This is a genomic window from Streptomyces sp. NPDC052225 (genome assembly GCF_040679615.1).
In the GTDB taxonomy this organism is placed as follows: domain Bacteria; phylum Actinomycetota; class Actinomycetes; order Streptomycetales; family Streptomycetaceae; genus Streptomyces.
The window spans coordinates 274,622-290,098 of sequence record NZ_JBFAVD010000003.1 but is presented as its reverse complement, the minus strand read 5'-3'; the positions used below and the strand labels follow the sequence as shown (position 1 = coordinate 290,098).

The window sequence follows — 15,477 nt, the reverse complement described above, 5'->3', positions numbered from 1 at the left end:
CGCGTGGTGCCACGTGAACCGCCGCCGTTGCAGTTGTCGCCCTTATGGGCGCCGCCGCTCCAGGCGGAACAGTCTGATCTCACGGTCGATGCGCGCCTGATACGTCGCATACGGCGGCCAGAACTTCAGCGCCGCCTCCCAAGCCGCCGCTCTTTCCTCCGAGTTGAGGAGACGGGCCGTCACCGGGATGTCCGCGCCGCGCCAGTTGATCTCGGCATCCGGGTGCGCCATCAGGTTCGCCGTCCAGGCCGGGTGTCCGGGGCGGCCGAAGTTCGACCCGATGAGCAGCCAGGTGCCGGTCTCCGCATCGCCCTCGGGCATGCACGCGAGCGGCGTACGCCGCGGCAGTCCGCTCTTCGCACCCTTCACCGTGAGGATCACCCCGGGCAGCATCTGGGCGCTGAGCAGCACCTTTCCCCGGGTGAGACGGTGCACGGCGCGGTCCATGGCGGGGATGACGTGCGGCGCGACGCGGGCGAAGGTCCGGGTCGACGACACCTTCTGGACGAGCCGCAGTCCGGGCGGGGCCATCAGGCGCTCACCTCGAACAGACGCGCTTCCTGCGCCGCCCGCGCCCGCAGCAGGTGCACGGGCCCGAAGAGCAGCTCGTCACCGGCGGCCCGCTTCAGGTACAGGTGCGCGTCGTGCTCCCAGGTGAAACCGATGCCGCCGTGCAGCTGCACCGCCTCGGCTGCCGCCGTCCGCAGCGCCTCCAGGCCCTGGGCGAGCGCGAGACCGCCGACTTCCTTCTCCTGTACGTCACTTGCGGCCCATGCGGCGTAGTACGCGGCCGAGCGCGCCGCCTGCACCTGGACGTAGACGTCGGCGAGCCGGTGCTTGACCGCCTGGAACGATCCGACGGGCCGCCCGAACTGCTCGCGCTCCTTGACGTAGGCGACGGTCCGCTCCAGGGCCCGGTCGGCGGCTCCGACGGCCTCGGCGGCGAGCAGCGTGGCGACGCCGTCCCCGGCGGCGGCGAGCGCGCCGGCCACGTCGGCGTCCTCCACACCGAGCAACTCGGCCGCCACATCCCGCAGTTCGAGACGCGCTTGCGGGCGGGTCTCGTCGAGCGAGGTCTGCCGCGTGCGGACGAGGCCGGGCGCGTCCTGCCGTACGAGGAAGAGCAGGGTGCGGGAGCGGGCGAAGCCGCCGGTGTGCGCGGCGACGAGCAGCAGCCCGGCGCTGTGCCCGTCGAGGACCTGCTCGGCCTGCCCGTACAGGCGCCATCCGTCGCCCTGCCGCGCGGCCTGTACGCCGCCGGCCCGGCCGCCGCCCGCCCAGTCCCCCGCGTTGTCCGCGACGAGGCCGAGGGCGGTGGCGAGTCCGGTGCCGGGGACGGCGAGGGCGGCGGTCAGCGATCCGTCGGCGATGCGCGGCAGCAGGGCCGCGCGCTGGGTGTCGGTGCCGAGCGCGGCGACGAGGGGGGCCGCGAGCCCGCTGGTGGCGAGCAGCGGGCTCGGCGCGAGGACCCGGCCCAACTCCTCCGCCACCAGGGTCAGTTCGGTGAGGGTGCCGCCGGCGCCGCCGCTCTCCTCGGGCAGGGCGAGCCCGGGGAGTCCGAGCTCGTGGCCGAGGGTGCCCCACAGGTCGGGGTCGTGGCCTGCCGGGGTGCGGGTGGCGGCTTTGATGTCGTCCGGGGTACAGCGTTTGGTGGTGAGTTCGCGCAGGGTGCGGCGGATCTCCTGCTGTTCCTCGGTGAACCTGGCGTCCATGCGAGCCCCTTTCTGACGGGTCGTCATATTAGGGCGGCGGGGTGCGGGCGGGAAGGGCCGGGCACCCTCTGCACCGCCCCGCTTATCTGATGTACCGTCAGATTCATGACTGGCAGCAGCGGTTCACGCCCCCAGGTCGCCGTCGCGGGCATCGCCCTGTCCGACTGCGGCCGCGTCGACGAGGCCACCCCCTACGCCCTGCACGCCCAGGCCGCCCGCCGCGCCCTCGCCGACGCCGGACTCACCCCGGACGTCGTCGACGGCTTCGCCAGCGCGGGCCTCGGCACCCTCGCGCCGGTCGAGGTCGCCGAGTACCTCGGGCTCAAACCCCGCTGGGTGGACTCCACTTCGGTCGGCGGCTCGACCTGGGAGGTGATGGCCGCGCACGCCGCGGACGCCATCGCCGCCGGGCACGCCCGCGCCGTCCTCCTCGTCTACGGGTCGACGGCCCGCGCCGACATCAAGGCCGGGCGGCGCACCTCGAACCTCTCGTTCGGCGCGCGTGGCCCCCTCCAGTTCGAGGTCCCGTACGGACACACACTCATCGCCAAGTACGCGATGGCCGCCCGCCGCCATATGCACGAGTACGGCACCACGCTCGACCAGCTCGCCCAGGTCGCCGTCCAGGCACGGCAGAACGCGGCCCGCAACCCCGGTGCCATGTTCCGCGCGCCGATCACCGTCGACGACGTCCTGGCGGGTCCGATGATCGCCGACCCGTTCACCAAGCTGCACTGCTGCCTCCGCTCCGACGGCGGCGCGGCCGTGCTGCTCGTGGCCGCCGACCTGCTGCCCGACTGCGCGAAGCCGCCGGTGTGGGTGCTCGGCTCGGGCGAGCACGTCTCGCACACCACCATGTCCGAGTGGGACGACTTCACCGTCTCCCCGGCGGCGGTCAGCGGCCGCCTCGCCTTCGAGCGGGCCGGGGTCACGCCCGCGGACATCGACATCGCGGAGATCTACGACGCCTTCACGTACATGACCCTTGTGACCCTGGAGGACCTCGGGTTCTGCGCGAAGGGCGAGGGCGGCGCGTTCGTCGAGAAGGGCCGGCTGCGCTGGGACGGCGACCTGCCGACCAACACCGACGGCGGCGGGCTCAGCGCCCAGCACCCGGGCATGCGGGGCCTGTTCCTCCTCGTCGAGGCGGTGCGGCAACTGCGCGGCGAGGCGGCGGGGCACCAGGTGCACCGACCGGACGGCTCGCTCCCCCGCCTCGCGGTGGCCTCCGGCACGGGCGGCTGGTTCTGCTCGGCCGGGACGGTGGTCCTGGGCCGCGACTGAGCGCCGCCTGCGAAATTGCCCGGCTGATCTCCGATGAGTTCGCGCGGGTGCCCCGGTCATCATGGGCAGACAACGGCACACCGCGGACCGCGCGGGTGCCACGAGAACCCTGGAGACCCGCCATGCGCACCCTCATCAGCTCCGCCTTCGTCTCGCTCGACGGCGTCGTCGAGGCCCCGGGCGGCGAGGCCGGCTACCGCAACTCCGGCTGGACCTTCAAGGACATCGAGTTCCTTCCCGAGGCCTACGAGATCAAGGGCCGGGAGCAGAAGGAGGCCGCGGCGATGCTGCTCGGCCGGGTCAGCTACGAGGCGTTCAGCCCCGTGTGGCCGGGCATGCCGGAGTTCGCCGACTACAAGGTGATGCCGAAGTACGTCGTCTCCACCAAGCTCTCCGAGGGCGACCTCGTGTCGGACTGGGGCGAGACGACGATCCTGCGCTCCCTCGACGACGTCGCCGCGCTGAAGGAGACCGAGGGCGGCCCGATCATCGTCCACGGCAGCGCCGCCCTGAACCGGGCCCTCGCCGACGCCGGCCTCGTCGACCGCTACCACCTGCTCGTCTTCCCGGTCCTGCTCGGCGCGGGCAAGCGCCTGTTCAGCGCGGCGGACAAGGACGCGCAGAAGCTGAAGCTGGTGGAGGCCGAGACGTACGCGAACGGCATCCAGAAGAACATCTTCGACGTGGTGCGCTGACCGCCCCGGCGATGCCCACAGCGCGGACATTCGTACAAGACAGCCCAGCCGCGTCCGCCGCACCATCGCCGTCATGGACGTACACGACACCGCGCAGAAACCCGCGACGCACGTGGTCCACGACGGACCGCGGCAAGCGCCCCCGCTGCTGCTCATCCACGGATCGGGGGCGTCCGGCGCCACCTGGGGCCCCATGGTCCCCGCCCTCGCCGCACGCCACCACGTCATCCGCGTCGACCTCCCCGGCTGCGGCCAGTCCCCGCCCGCACCGGCCTACGACGCGCCCGCGCAGGCGGCCCGGGTGGCGGCGGTCCTCGACGGGCTCGGCCTGCGGGACGTCGCCGTCGCCGGGCACTCCAGCGGCGGTTACGTCGCCACCGCGCTCGCCGAGCACCGCCCCGACCTGGTGCGTTCCCTCGCACTGATCAGTACGGGGCCGAGCCCGGACGCGCTGCTCGCGCAGCCGCTCCTGCACCGGGTCCTGCTGGCGCCGCCATTCGGTCCCCTGCTGTGGGCGCGGCGCTCGGACGCCATGATCCGCAAGGCGCTGCGTGCGACGGCGGCCCGCCCGGTGGAGATCCCCGACGACGTCGTCGCCGAGGTACGGGACATCTCGTACGGCACGCTCAGGTCCGTGCTGCGCGCCTACGGTGACTACATCGCCGAGCGGAGCGTGCCCGAGCGGCTCGCCGCGCTCCCCGGCGTCCCGGTCCTCGCGCTCTTCGGCAGCGCCGACCCGCGCTGGGACCCGGCGTCGGCCCGGCAGTACGCGGCGGTGCCCGGGGCGCGCCTCGAACTCCTGCCGGGCGTGGGCCACTTGGCGATGTTCGAGGACCCGGCGCGGACCGCCGAACTCCTCCTCGCGTTCACGGCGCCGGCCCCGGAACCCCTCATAGACTGACCACCGTGCTGTCACCGACCGGAGGACCGCCCGGAGCACCGCCCGACTGGAGCGCCGTCGACGTCGCGGTTCCCCGGCACCCCGCACCGCGCCTGCCGGGCGTCCGCATGGCGGGCTTCCAGTACCGCGCCACGGCCGACGTCCCGGCCCTCCTGGACATCGCGATGGTCGCGCATCCCGCCGTCTCCGTCCTCGTCGACCTGAGCGACGGCGAGGGCTTCGTCTACGGCGCCGGAGGGCTGCACGGGCGCGGCAGCGTCGTCGTGGGGCTGCTCCCCGGTGAACTCCGGGCCGGCGGGCGGGTGGGCGCGATCCTTCAGATCCGGCTCGGGCCTGTCGCGGCCGCCGCCGTGTTCGGCGCGACGTCCGAGCTCGCCGGGTCGGTGGCCCCGCTGGAGGCGCTCTGGGGACGCGACGCGGACCGCACGGAGGACAGACTGCGGGCGGCGGCGACCTGGGACGACCGGTTCACGATCGCCGCCGACGCCCTCACCGCGCGCATCGCGTCCCGCGTCACCTCCCGCACCGCGTCGCACCGGGTCGACCCCGAGGTAGCCGTCGCCTGGCGGCGCACCCTCGACCGCCGCGGCCTGGTCCGCGTCGATGACCTGGCGGACGACGTCGGCTGGAGCCGCAAGCGCCTCTCGGCCCGCTTCCGCGCCCAGCTCGGGGTCACGCCCAAGCGTGCGGCGTGCCTGGTCCGCTTCGACCACGCGGCCCACCTCCTCGCGGCGGGGCGCACCCCGAGCGAGACCGCCGCCGCGAGCGGCTACACCGACCAGTCCCATCTCCACCGCGAGGTGAAGGAGTTCACCGGCCTGACCCCGACGGCGGTGGCCGCCGCCCCGTGGCTGGCGATCGACGACGTGGCATGGCCGCAGTCGCGCCCTGCCGGCCTCACGGGCTCCCGTGTCGTGCGCGAAGCGCAACCGTTACCCATGCGGCACCTGGGGACTCTGCCGAGCGGGGCGTTCCGGAGCTAGCGTCGGGCGCCATGCGGGGACGTCTGCTGAGCGGCCGGTACCGGCTCCTGGAGACCATCGGTTCCGGTGGCATGGGGCAGGTGTGGCGCGCCCGCGACGAGGACCTCGGGCGGCTCGTCGCCCTCAAGGTGTTCGCCCCGCCGGACGACATCGAGGCGGGCGAACGCGCCGAGCTGGTACGCCGGTTCCGGCGGGAGGCGCGGGCCGTCGCCGCACTGGCGAGCCCGTACGTGGTGACGGTGTACGACCACGGAGCCGATGCCGCCGGTTCCGGTGCCGGTACGGATGACGGCGACGTGCCGTATCTGGTCATGGAGTTGGTGGGCGGGGAGTCGTTGCAGGAGATCCTGCGGCGCGAGGTGCGCGTCCCCGTCGAGCAGGCCCTGGAGTGGACACGGCAGGCCGCGCTCGGGCTCGCCGCCGCGCACGCGGCCGGGATCGTGCACCGGGACGTCAAGCCCGCCAACATCATGGTCACGCGCGGCGATCCGGACGCGGTGAGGATCCTCGACTTCGGGATCGCGGCGTTCCTGGAGGGCGCGGAGGCCGCGACCCGGCTGACCAGGACCGGCACGCTGCCGATCGGGAGCGTGCTCTACATGGCGCCGGAGCGGTTCCGGCAGGAGCCGGGGGACGGGCGGATCGACCTGTACGCGCTCGGGTGCGTGCTGTACGAACTCCTCGTCGGGCGCCCGCCGTTCACGGGCCCCGCCGCCGGGGTCATGTACAACCACCTGCACGACATCCCGGTCCGGCCGAGCCGGGCCCGGGCCGACGTGCCGGTCGCCGTCGACGAGTTGGTCGCGGCGCTGATGGCGAAGCGGGCCGCCGACCGGCCCGCGGACGCCGGCGGGGTGGCCGTACGGCTTGCGGCGCTGCGGGAGGAGGCGCGGGCACCGAAGCCGCGGCCGACGCCGATGCCAAAGCCACAGCCACAGCCACAGCCACAGCCACAGCTGGCACCCGCACCCAAGCCGAAACCCGCCCCGACCCCCGGCCCACGGCCCCGCTGGGCGGCCACTCCCGCGCCCCGGCCCTCCGCCCCCGCCCGGCGCCGTCACCTCCCGCCCGCCCGGCGCCGCCTCGCCCTGTTCTCCGCGATCGCCCTCACCGGCGTCGCGGGCGCCGTCGCCGTCCCCTCGTTCCTGGCGCGGCCGGAGGCACCGCAGGCCCGCCCGGCCCCCGTCTTCCGGATCGCGGTCCTCGGACGGGGCGTCCCCTCGGTGGACCTCGCCCCGGTGGAGCAGGCCCTGCGCGACTACGGCGGCAGGCTGCCCCTGGAAGCCGTCGGTGTGCCGCACGCCGACTGGATGACGCCGCAGGAGTTCGCCCGGAAGTTCCCGGACGTCGTCGCGGTCGTCGGCGACACGACGGACGCCCCGAGCCCGCCGGGCACCCCGGAGCTGCGCACCTGCCAGGCGCGCGACGGGCGGGCGCCCGCCGGGTTCGACGAGCCGGACGCCGGCCTCGGCGAGCGGTTCGCCTCGTATCTCGAAGACGTCCGGCACACCACGCGCCTGCTGGCCCTCGGTGTCCCGGCGCCGGGCGACCCGGTGCAGGCCGCGTTCAAGGAGCGGTTCGTCGAGGCCCGGGGCGACGGCCGCGCGTACGCCTCGTCGCCGAAGCCGCCCGCCGCCCTCGGCCGGCCCGCGCTGCGTGCCCTGCTGGCGAAGGCCCGCCCCGACACCGTGTACCTCGCCGACGGCCCTGCCCCCGAGGCGTCCGTGGCGGCCCTGCGCGACGCCGGTTTCCAGGGCACCGTCGTGCTCGCCCCCGACCGTCGCGACGACTGCGACCTGCTCTCCCCGAGCGCCCCGCGGGACCGGCTCCCCGACGGCGTCCTCCGCTTCAGGACCGTCTCGAACTCCCCGTTCCGCAGCGGCGAGTGCCTCCAGGTCGCGGACTGGTGCGACCGCGTACGCCCGCTGATGACCCGGCCGGGGGCTCTGGAGCAGTACGAGGCGGCCCAGGCGGTCGTCGCCGCGTTCCGGTCGCGGGCGATCGCCGGCACCGGCGCCCGCGCCGTCCGCGACGACCTGAAGGCCGCCCTGCCCGAGGCCCGCGTCAACGGCCTCCAGGGCGACTACACCCTCGCCTCCCTCGGCCGCGGCACCGCCCGCCCCGTCTGGGTCGAGCGCCGCGAATCCGGTACGTGGAAGACGCTGGGCACGGTGGCGGGCCTCACCCGCGACTGACCGCACCCGCACGCGACAATCGACGCATGAACACCACGGACGCCTCGGACCCCACGGAACCCTCGGACCCCACCGCACCCGCGGACCCGATCCAGGCCGCCCTGCGCACCCTGCGCGTCTGGGACACCGCACTCCCCGCCTTCGTCCCGGCGACGGCCCCCGACGCCCCGCTCCCCCTGTTCGTGGAGTGGTTCACGGCCGCCGTGGACGCCGGTCAGACCGAGCCGCACACCCCGTCGCTCGCGACCACGGACGCCGAGGGCCGCGCCGACGTCCGTACGGTGATGCTGCACGGCGCCGACGCCGCCGGCTTCCACTTCGCCTCGCACTCGGGCAGCGCCAAGGGCCGCCAGCTCGCCGCCCGCCCGTACGCGGCGCTCGGCTTCTACTGGCCGCTGCTCGGCCGCCAGGTCCGGGTCCGCGGCCCCGTCCGCACCGCCCCGCACGAGGTCGCGTACGCCGATCTGCACGCCCGCTCGACCGGCGCCCTCGCCTCCGCGCTCGTCGGCCACCAGAGCGAACCGCTCACGTCCTACGAGGAGTTGGAGCGGGCCTCGGACGCCGCCTGGGAGCGGGCGCGGCGTGAGCCGGAGGCGGACGTCGCGTCCTGGACGGCGTACGAACTCGCCCCGGAGGAAGTCGAGTTCTTCCAGGGCGACGCCCGCAGGCGCCACGTCCGGGTCAGGTACCGGCGCACGGCGGACGGCTGGGTCAAGGAGCTGCTGTGGCCGTGAACGTCCAGACCGCGAAGTCGCGCACCGGGCGGTAGCCGAGACGCTGGTAGAGGGCGTTGCTCGTCGGGTTGTCGAGGTCGGTGAAGAGCAGCACCTCGTCGGCGCCGGCGGCGCGCGCGGCCCGGCTGACCTCGGCGGTGGCGGCGGCCGCGTAGCCGTGGCCGCGCAGCGGCTCGGGCGTGTAGACGGGGGCGACGCGCACGGACCCGGCGCTCCGGCGGTTGACGCCCGCCATGGACAGCGGCGTCCCGTCGGGCGCCTCCCAGAGGGTGACGCCCCCGTAGGAGATCCGGCCGTCGGCCCAGGCGCGGGCGTACTCCTCGTCGGGCTTCTCCCCGATGGCGGCCCGGAACTCCTGGCACCAGCGCACGAGCAGCTCCCGGTCGGCGCCGGCCGCGACCCGGGCCCGTCCGGCGGGCATCGGGTCGGGCGGGGTGAGCGTGCCGAGCCGGTAGAGCCGCTGGGCGGCCTCCCGCTCGACGCGTACGCCCGGGCGGCGCCGGGCCCACGCGCGGGCGACGGCCCCGGCCCCTTCGACGGTGCCGCCGACGCCCTTCGGTTCCGTCCCGTCCAGGGCGGCGACCAGGCGTTCGGCGGCCGGGTCGCCGAGCGGGCTGACGTTCAGCTGGTGCGGCGGCGTCCACAGCAGGCTGCCGGCGACGCGTCCGGCGCCGTCGCGCCAGACGCCGAAGAGGGGCTCCACTCCGGCGAACCGCGGCTCACCGGCCCGCAGGCCCGCCAGGACGCCGAGGGCGACGGTGTGCAGGGCGGGGTCGGAGCGCAGGTACTCCCCCGCCTGCCGTTCGAACTCGGCGCTGTCGTCGAGCAGTTGCCATCGGCCGTCGTTGTTGTCGTCAGTCATCCGCCCATGATGCCGACGTCGCACCGGGCCGGAACACGGGCACGCAGCCGCCACCCCCGCCCTCCCTGAAGGCGACCGCGAGCTCCATCCCCACGCGCAGCGACGCCTCGTCGCACTCCACGACCTCCGTCATCATCCGGGGCCCCTCGGCGAGGTCGACGACGGCGGCGACGTAGGGCGTCCGCGCGCCGAACGGCGGCAGGTCGTTGCGGTGCACGACGGACCAGGTGTAGAGCGTGGCGCGGCCGCTCGCCGGGCGCCACGACACCACGTCCGGGGAATCGCTCCAGCAGTACGGGCAGAACTCGCGCGGGTAGTGGTGGAACCGCGCGCACGCCGCGCAGTGCCGCAGCAGCAGCCGTCCCTCGGCGGCGGCGTCCCAGTAGGGGCGCGTGAAGGCGTCGGGCTCGGGGACGTCGAACCGTACGTCCGGGGTCGCGGCCATCAGAACAGTCCGATCGCGTGGTCGAGGGACCAGGTCTGCCAGGACATGGCGAACAGCGCGACGACCGAGACGAGCCCCATCATCGCGTTCTGCCCCTGCTCGGCCCAGTCGTGGATCATGAGCGTGAAGTAGAGAAGGTTGAGAAGCAGTCCGCCCACGAGCGCGAACGGCGTCAGCAATCCGGCCACCAGCCCCAGTCCCAGGGCGAGTTCGGCGTACACGACGACGTACGCCATCGTCTTCGGCCGCGGCCTGACGACGACGTCGAAGCCGCTGCGCACCGCGTTCCACTTGTGCTTGGCGGCGACGTCGGCGGCCCACGCGATGCCGGTGCCGCGCTCGAACCAGCCCTTCTTGTCCTTGTGCCGCCAGCTCTCCAGCCACCACAGGCCGAGGCCGATGCGCAGCACGGCGAGCCATTCGGCGCCGCTGAGACCTATCGCGTCCATGCGTCGGACCGCCCTCCCACTTATCTGACGGTACGTCAGTTCAGCGCATCCGGCGCCGAGTCCGCAAGGCCCCGGACGCGACCGGACTCCGTGATCAATTCGCAATCGAATTCAGACTTGACCGAGCCCCATCAACTCCGGTCCGGATTACGCTCCCGCACATGACCGACCCGAATCCGTCACCGGCCGTCCGCAGCCACGAACGCCCGCCCGTGTACGTCGTCGGCGGCGGGCCCGGCGGTCTGGCCGCTGCCGCGAGCCTCAAGGCGCACGGCGTACGGGCCGTCGTCCTGGAGCGTTCCGACCGGGTCGGCGCCTCGTGGCGCGGCCACTACGACCGCCTCCACCTGCACACCACGCGTCGCCTCTCGGCCCTGCCGGGGCTGCCGATCCCGCGCCGCTTCGGCCGCTGGGTCGCCCGCGACGACGTCATCCGCTACCTGGAGAAGTACGCCGAGTACCACGACCTGGAGGTCGTCACGGGCGTCGAGGTCACCCGCATCGACCCGGCCCCCGACGGCTCGGGGTGGCTGCTGCACGCGACCGGCGGCCGGGAACTGACGGGCACCGCGGTCGTCGTCGCCACCGGCTACAACCACACCCCGCGCCTGCCCGACTGGCCGGGCGCGTCCTCGTACACCGGTGAACTCCTGCACGCGAGCGCCTACCGCAACCCGGCCCCCTACGCCGGCCGGGACGTGCTCGTCGTCGGTGTCGGCAACACCGGCGCCGAGATCGCCGTCGACCTCGTCGAGGGCGGCGCCGCCCGTGTCCGCCTCGCCGTGCGCACCGCCCCGCACATCGTGCGCCGCTCGACGATGGGCTGGCCGGCCCAGCTCACCGGCATCCTCTGCCGCCGTCTCCCGGTCTCCCTGGTCGACCGGCTGGCCGTCCCGCTCGGCAAGTTGAGCGTCCCCGACCTCTCCGCCCAGGGCCTGCCCCGCCCCGACACGGGCCTGTACGCACGCGTCCGCGAGGGTTCCATCCCGGTCCAGGACGTCGGCCTCATCGACGCGGTCCGCACCGGCAAGGTCGAACCGGTGGCGGCCGTCGAGTCCTTCGACGGCGCGGAGGTCGTCCTGGCGGACGGCACCCGCATCACCCCCGACACGGTGATCGCGGCGACCGGCTACCGCCAGGGCCTGGAGGACCTGGTCGGCCACCTCGACGTCCTCGACCCGAAAACGGGCCGCCCCCTGCCCCACGGGGCCCGCACGCTTCCTTCGGCGCCCGGCTTGTACTGCCTCGGTTACACCAATCCGATCAGCGGGATGCTCAGGGAAATCTCCCTGGACGCGAAGCGGATCGCGCGATCCCTCGGCCGGCCCTGAGGCGAAGCCACCTCGGCCGCTCACCGGCCCGCGACCGGCCAATTGACGTTGCGTTCTCGGGAACTTGACGAACGCGCAGCGAATGTCACCCGCACGTCCTACAGTCGCCTTCACATGGGTGACCCCGGCGACGTGGCACCGTCCCGGGGTCCGGCCAGTCGACAAAGGACTGACGTGACCGAGCATAAACATGCCCAGCCTCCGCACATCAAAGCCCTGGGGTACAAGCGCTGTTCCTCCGGAGAGCAGCGCAAGGGATACGGCCTCGATGTCCAAGAGGACGAAATCCGGGCCTGGGCCTCATCGCAGGAGAACAGAATCCTCGTCGAGATCTACGCAGATGAGGGAGTCAGCGGAGCCTCGGCGCACAGACCAGGGATGCGGCGCCTGGAGCAAGCGGCCCGTACCGCAGCCGTCGACCGCATCGTCGTGGCCCGCGTGGACCGCATCGGCCGATCAATGCGAGCGTCCCTCAACTGGGTATGGCGGATGCGCGACATCGGCGTGCACTTCATTGCGATCGAGGAGGAAATCGACACCAGTACGCCCGAGGGCTGGACGAAGTTCGAGGCGCACATCGCCGAAGCCGAGGGCGAGTGGGATCGAATCCGGCGTCGCACGCAGAGTGGGCGGGAGAAGAAGATCGAGCAGGGCGGATGGCCGGCCGGACCTGCGCCCTACGGCTATCGCTTGGAGAAGACGGGCGGGAAGGGGTCTGCTCTCGCGGTATGCACGGAAGAGGCTCTTGTCATCCGCCGAGCTGTCGAGCTTTTCGTCGGCGAAGGACTGAACTACCGGGAAGTCGCGACGGAACTGAACCGTGCGGGCCTCAGCACCCGCAGCGGAAGGCCGTGGACGGCGGCCAACATCTACCAAAGGCTGCGCTCCGAGACGTTCGACGGATACACCACCTACCGGAAGACGCACCGTGCCCCCGGGGAGAAGGCCACCCGCCTGGCAGAAGCGGGCACTCCGCTGTACGGCGAGCCCACGCGCATTACGGTGCCACAGATTTTGTCCGTCGAGCAGACGCAGGAACTCCGCAAGGCCCTGAAATCCCGTACTTCCGGCAAGGACAGGGACCGAGCCCGCGACTATCCGCTCAGCGGCCGCATCATCAGCGGCTGCGGAAAGACGTACGCAGGCGGAGGGCGACCAACCGGACGTGCCTATCGGTGCCAGGGGCGGACCTCGCCGTTTGATCGCCCATGCCACGTCGACTCCGGCCGAACGACGTCGGGTTGCAACTGCACCAACCTCGATGCCGACGAAGTCGAATCAGCGGTGTCGGAGCTGATCGCGGCCTCACTGCGGGAGGGCAGACTGATCTGGCCGGGTTGTGAGAGATCCCCTGCTCTGCCGGGCGACCGAGCCAGGTATCTGGACCGCGAGAAGGAACTCGGCGAACGCATCCAGGAGCGGACGACGCTCATCGAGCATGCGATGCCCGGCTATCTCGCACAGGGCCTGGATCCGGTGGTGGCTTCGGCCGCGCTGTCCACGCTCAGGAACGACCTTCGGAAATGGCAGGAGCAGCTCAAAGAAGTCAGACACTGGCTGGACGAAGACGATCGATCGCGAGAGCTCGCAAGCAGACTCACCACTCGTGCACACTCGGGACAGGCCGTTCGGGCCGAAAGCCACAATCCCGGGGAACTCGCCGCTGTTTTCGCCGTGTTGAACGTGACCGTGGTTCCGGACGGGCACCGATTCACCAAGCGCTCCGGAACTCCTTGCAAGGTCACAGGCTGGCATGGTTCCAGCGGTTCGCTGGTGCCCGATGACGTGGGCGCCGAGGAATGGGATGCGGTGCGCGACATCCTCGCGACATTCCACGGCCCTCGTCACTTCTCCATGACCAAGCTCGATCTGCGCCAGGCTCTGAACGGGATGCTGCACCGACTGCGGAACGGCACCGAATGGGCCGCTGTCGCTCCCTGGGGCGATCCGGACGCCATCCGGCAGCGGCAGGCCGCATGGTTCGGCAGCGGCGCCTGGCAGGCAGTGGTCGCACATCTGACGGCGAACGGTCACGGAACTCCGGTGTACCGCCACCCCACAAGGCCGACTCTGCACGTCCTGGTGGACACCGGCGCGGGGGTTCGCACATGGCTCGGGTCCACAGACGCCCTGTCGGGCCGGCGGACACGTCCTGGTACAGCGCTCGACCATCCCTTCGGCGATCCCATCCGCATGCTGCTGCACACGCCACGCGACCTCATGCGCAAGCCGGCACGGCAGCTCGCGTAACTCGCTGTCGCCCCCAGGTTCCTGGGGGGACAGTGCACAGGCCATCAGCATCACCTACGAGACGGAGTGCGCCTCCATGCCACGCGAAAGACACCCGCTCACCCGCCGCCAAGCCCTCCTGGGCGGCGCCGCGGCAACCACCCTGATAGCCACGGGCACAGCCCAGGCCCAAGCGGCCGAGGCCCAGCGCAGCGTGGACGTGGCCGTCATCGGCGGCGGCCTGGCCGGCCTGACCACGGCCCGCGACATCGCCGCGGCGGGGAAGACGGTCCTCGTCGTGGAGGCCCGCGACCGCGTGGGCGGCCGCGTCGTGAACCTCCCGCTCCCGAACGGCGGTGTCACCGAGGGCGGCGGCGAGTTCATCGGCCCCACCCAGGACCGCATCAAGGCCCTCGCGGACGACCTCGGCGTCGCGACGTTCGCCACGTACAACACCGGCAAGAACGTCCTCTACAAGGACGGCAAGCGCACCCCGTACGCCACGGACGGCCTCCTCGGCTCCGTCCCGCCCATCGACGCGGCGGGCCTCGCGAACGCCGCCGCCGTGCAGGCGCTCCTCGACGACATGGCCAAGAAGGTCCCGGTGGACGCGCCGTGGACGGCGGAGAAGGCGGAGGAGTGGGACCGGCAGACGTTCGAGACGTGGCTGCGGGCCAACGCCGTGATCCCGTCGGCGCGCTTCCTCTTCGACGTCGCCTGTACGTCGATCTTCTCGGCCCAGCCGCGTGAACTCTCCCTGCTCTACGTCCTGTTCTACATCGCGTCGGCCGGCAACGAGTCGACGCCGGGCACCTTCGAGCGGCTGACGGAGACGGCGGACGGCGCGCAGGCCACGCGTTTCGTGGGCGGTTCGCAGCAGGTCCCGCTGAAACTGGCGGCGCGGCTCGGCACCGAACGCGTGCGGCTCTCCTCCCCCGTACGGAAGATCGCCCGCGGCGGCGACGGCCGGTACACGGTCACGGCCGACGGCATCACCGTCGCCGCGGCCCGCGTCGTCGTCGCCGTACCGCCCCCGCTGGCGGCCCGTATCGACTTCGACCCGCTGCTCCCGGCCGCGCGCGACCAGCTCTCGCAGCGCCTTCCGATGGGCGCGATCGGCAAGGCGGTCGCGGTGTACGCGACGCCGTTCTGGCGGGCGGACGGGCTCAACGGGCAGGTCGTCAGCGATGCCGGCGTCGTCCGCTCCACCTTCGACAACTCGCCGCCCGACGGCTCCTACGGCGCGCTGATGGGCTTCATCGAGGCGGACGAGATGCGCGCGTACGACGGTGCGTCCGAGGCCGAGGTGAAGGCGGCGGTGCTGAAGGACTACGTCACGTACTTCGGCACGAAGGCCGCCTCGCCCACCGGTTTCGTGCTCCAGCGCTGGGACAACGAGGGCTTCTCGCGCGGCGGCCCGGTCGCCTACGCGCCGCCCGGCGTGCTGTCCCGGTACGGCGCCGCGCTGCGCAAGCCGGTGGGCGGCATCCACTGGGCGGGCACGGAGACGTCGTCGTACTGGAACGGGTACATGGACGGCGCAGTGCGCTCCGGCGAGCGCGCCGCGCGGGAGGTGCTCGCGGCACTGTAGAGCCCGCCTTCGGCAGCGATCGGCCGGTTCCGCCCCATCCTTTGTGTGCAGCCCTGTTCCTGACGG

14 protein-coding genes are annotated in these 15,477 nt (G+C 72.9%); 9 read left to right on the top strand and 5 right to left on the bottom strand.

What is annotated here, in order from left to right:
* Positions 1-42: 42 nt before the first annotated feature.
* Positions 43-531 (bottom strand): nitroreductase family deazaflavin-dependent oxidoreductase, encoded by a 489-nt coding sequence (locus AB0L37_RS06965; protein ID WP_365501150.1) that lies wholly within the window; start codon positions 529-531, stop codon positions 43-45.
* A complete protein-coding gene (locus AB0L37_RS06960) occupies positions 531-1,712 on the bottom strand; it encodes an acyl-CoA dehydrogenase family protein (protein ID WP_365501148.1) in 1,182 nt (393 codons plus the stop codon). The genes AB0L37_RS06965 and AB0L37_RS06960 overlap by 1 nt, the downstream gene beginning before the upstream one ends.
* A 105-nt stretch (positions 1,713-1,817) precedes the next feature.
* On the opposite strand from AB0L37_RS06960, the gene AB0L37_RS06955 reads away from it, so the two are divergent.
* From AB0L37_RS06955 to AB0L37_RS06930, 6 genes are all read left to right on the top strand, one after another.
* A complete protein-coding gene (locus AB0L37_RS06955; protein ID WP_365501146.1) occupies positions 1,818-2,996 on the top strand; it encodes an acetyl-CoA acetyltransferase in 1,179 nt (392 codons plus the stop codon).
* A gap of 122 nt (positions 2,997-3,118) precedes the next feature.
* Entirely contained in the window at positions 3,119-3,691 is a 573-nt protein-coding gene (locus AB0L37_RS06950; protein WP_365501144.1) for a dihydrofolate reductase family protein, read from the top strand.
* A gap of 73 nt (positions 3,692-3,764) precedes the next feature.
* Entirely contained in the window at positions 3,765-4,592 is an 828-nt protein-coding gene (locus AB0L37_RS06945) for an alpha/beta hydrolase (RefSeq protein WP_365501142.1), read from the top strand.
* A gap of 8 nt (positions 4,593-4,600) precedes the next feature.
* A complete protein-coding gene (locus AB0L37_RS06940) occupies positions 4,601-5,575 on the top strand; it encodes a helix-turn-helix domain-containing protein (protein ID WP_365501452.1) in 975 nt (324 codons plus the stop codon).
* An 11-nt stretch (positions 5,576-5,586) separates the two neighbouring features.
* Positions 5,587-7,770: a protein kinase gene (locus tag AB0L37_RS06935; RefSeq protein WP_365501140.1), complete on the top strand. Its 2,184-nt coding sequence runs from the start codon at positions 5,587-5,589 to the stop codon at positions 7,768-7,770.
* A gap of 26 nt (positions 7,771-7,796) precedes the next feature.
* Entirely contained in the window at positions 7,797-8,504 is a 708-nt protein-coding gene (locus AB0L37_RS06930) for a pyridoxal 5'-phosphate synthase (RefSeq protein ID WP_365501138.1), read from the top strand.
* On the opposite strand, the gene AB0L37_RS06925 is transcribed toward AB0L37_RS06930, so the two are convergent.
* The 3 genes from AB0L37_RS06925 to AB0L37_RS06915 are packed head-to-tail and all read right to left on the bottom strand — an operon-like array spanning position 8,482 to position 10,260.
* The gene (locus tag AB0L37_RS06925) at positions 8,482-9,366 is read right to left on the bottom strand and encodes a GNAT family N-acetyltransferase (protein WP_365501136.1); all 885 of its coding nucleotides are present in this window, start codon (positions 9,364-9,366) and stop codon (positions 8,482-8,484) included. The two genes, AB0L37_RS06930 and AB0L37_RS06925, sit on opposite strands and share 23 nt — an antisense overlap.
* A complete protein-coding gene (locus AB0L37_RS06920) occupies positions 9,359-9,811 on the bottom strand; it encodes an OB-fold domain-containing protein (RefSeq protein WP_365501134.1) in 453 nt (150 codons plus the stop codon). Before AB0L37_RS06920 ends, AB0L37_RS06925 begins: the two co-directional genes overlap by 8 nt.
* The gene (locus AB0L37_RS06915; protein ID WP_365501132.1) at positions 9,811-10,260 is read right to left on the bottom strand and encodes a DoxX family protein; all 450 of its coding nucleotides are present in this window, start codon (positions 10,258-10,260) and stop codon (positions 9,811-9,813) included. Before AB0L37_RS06915 ends, AB0L37_RS06920 begins: the two co-directional genes overlap by 1 nt.
* Before the next feature lie 161 nt (positions 10,261-10,421).
* On the opposite strand from AB0L37_RS06915, the gene AB0L37_RS06910 reads away from it, so the two are divergent.
* The 3 genes from AB0L37_RS06910 (at position 10,422) to AB0L37_RS06900 (ending at position 15,411) form a co-directional block, all read left to right on the top strand.
* Complete coding sequence (locus AB0L37_RS06910; RefSeq protein WP_365501130.1) at positions 10,422-11,591, top strand: NAD(P)/FAD-dependent oxidoreductase; 1,170 nt, start codon at positions 10,422-10,424, stop codon at positions 11,589-11,591.
* A gap of 174 nt (positions 11,592-11,765) precedes the next feature.
* The gene (locus AB0L37_RS06905) at positions 11,766-13,841 is read left to right on the top strand and encodes a recombinase family protein (protein ID WP_365501128.1); all 2,076 of its coding nucleotides are present in this window, start codon (positions 11,766-11,768) and stop codon (positions 13,839-13,841) included.
* 76 nt (positions 13,842-13,917) lie between these two features.
* Positions 13,918-15,411, top strand: a complete 1,494-nt coding sequence (locus AB0L37_RS06900) for an FAD-dependent oxidoreductase (protein ID WP_365501126.1) — start codon at positions 13,918-13,920, stop codon at positions 15,409-15,411.
* The last annotated feature ends 66 nt before the right edge of the window (positions 15,412-15,477 follow it).

Coding starts and splice junctions, on each gene's coding strand:
- AB0L37_RS06955 (WP_365501146.1), top strand. CDS start 1,818: ATGACTGGCAGCAGCGGTTCACGCCCCCAGGTCGCCGTCGCGGGCATC.
- AB0L37_RS06930 (WP_365501138.1), top strand. CDS start 7,797: ATGAACACCACGGACGCCTCGGACCCCACGGAACCCTCGGACCCCACC.
- AB0L37_RS06925 (WP_365501136.1), bottom strand. CDS start 9,366: ATGACTGACGACAACAACGACGGCCGATGGCAACTGCTCGACGACAGC.
- AB0L37_RS06915 (WP_365501132.1), bottom strand. CDS start 10,260: ATGGACGCGATAGGTCTCAGCGGCGCCGAATGGCTCGCCGTGCTGCGC.
- AB0L37_RS06935 (WP_365501140.1), top strand. CDS start 5,587: ATGCGGGGACGTCTGCTGAGCGGCCGGTACCGGCTCCTGGAGACCATC.
- AB0L37_RS06910 (WP_365501130.1), top strand. CDS start 10,422: ATGACCGACCCGAATCCGTCACCGGCCGTCCGCAGCCACGAACGCCCG.
- AB0L37_RS06920 (WP_365501134.1), bottom strand. CDS start 9,811: ATGGCCGCGACCCCGGACGTACGGTTCGACGTCCCCGAGCCCGACGCC.
- AB0L37_RS06960 (WP_365501148.1), bottom strand. CDS start 1,712: ATGGACGCCAGGTTCACCGAGGAACAGCAGGAGATCCGCCGCACCCTG.
- AB0L37_RS06965 (WP_365501150.1), bottom strand. CDS start 531: ATGGCCCCGCCCGGACTGCGGCTCGTCCAGAAGGTGTCGTCGACCCGG.
- AB0L37_RS06945 (WP_365501142.1), top strand. CDS start 3,765: ATGGACGTACACGACACCGCGCAGAAACCCGCGACGCACGTGGTCCAC.
- AB0L37_RS06900 (WP_365501126.1), top strand. CDS start 13,918: ATGCCACGCGAAAGACACCCGCTCACCCGCCGCCAAGCCCTCCTGGGC.
- AB0L37_RS06950 (WP_365501144.1), top strand. CDS start 3,119: ATGCGCACCCTCATCAGCTCCGCCTTCGTCTCGCTCGACGGCGTCGTC.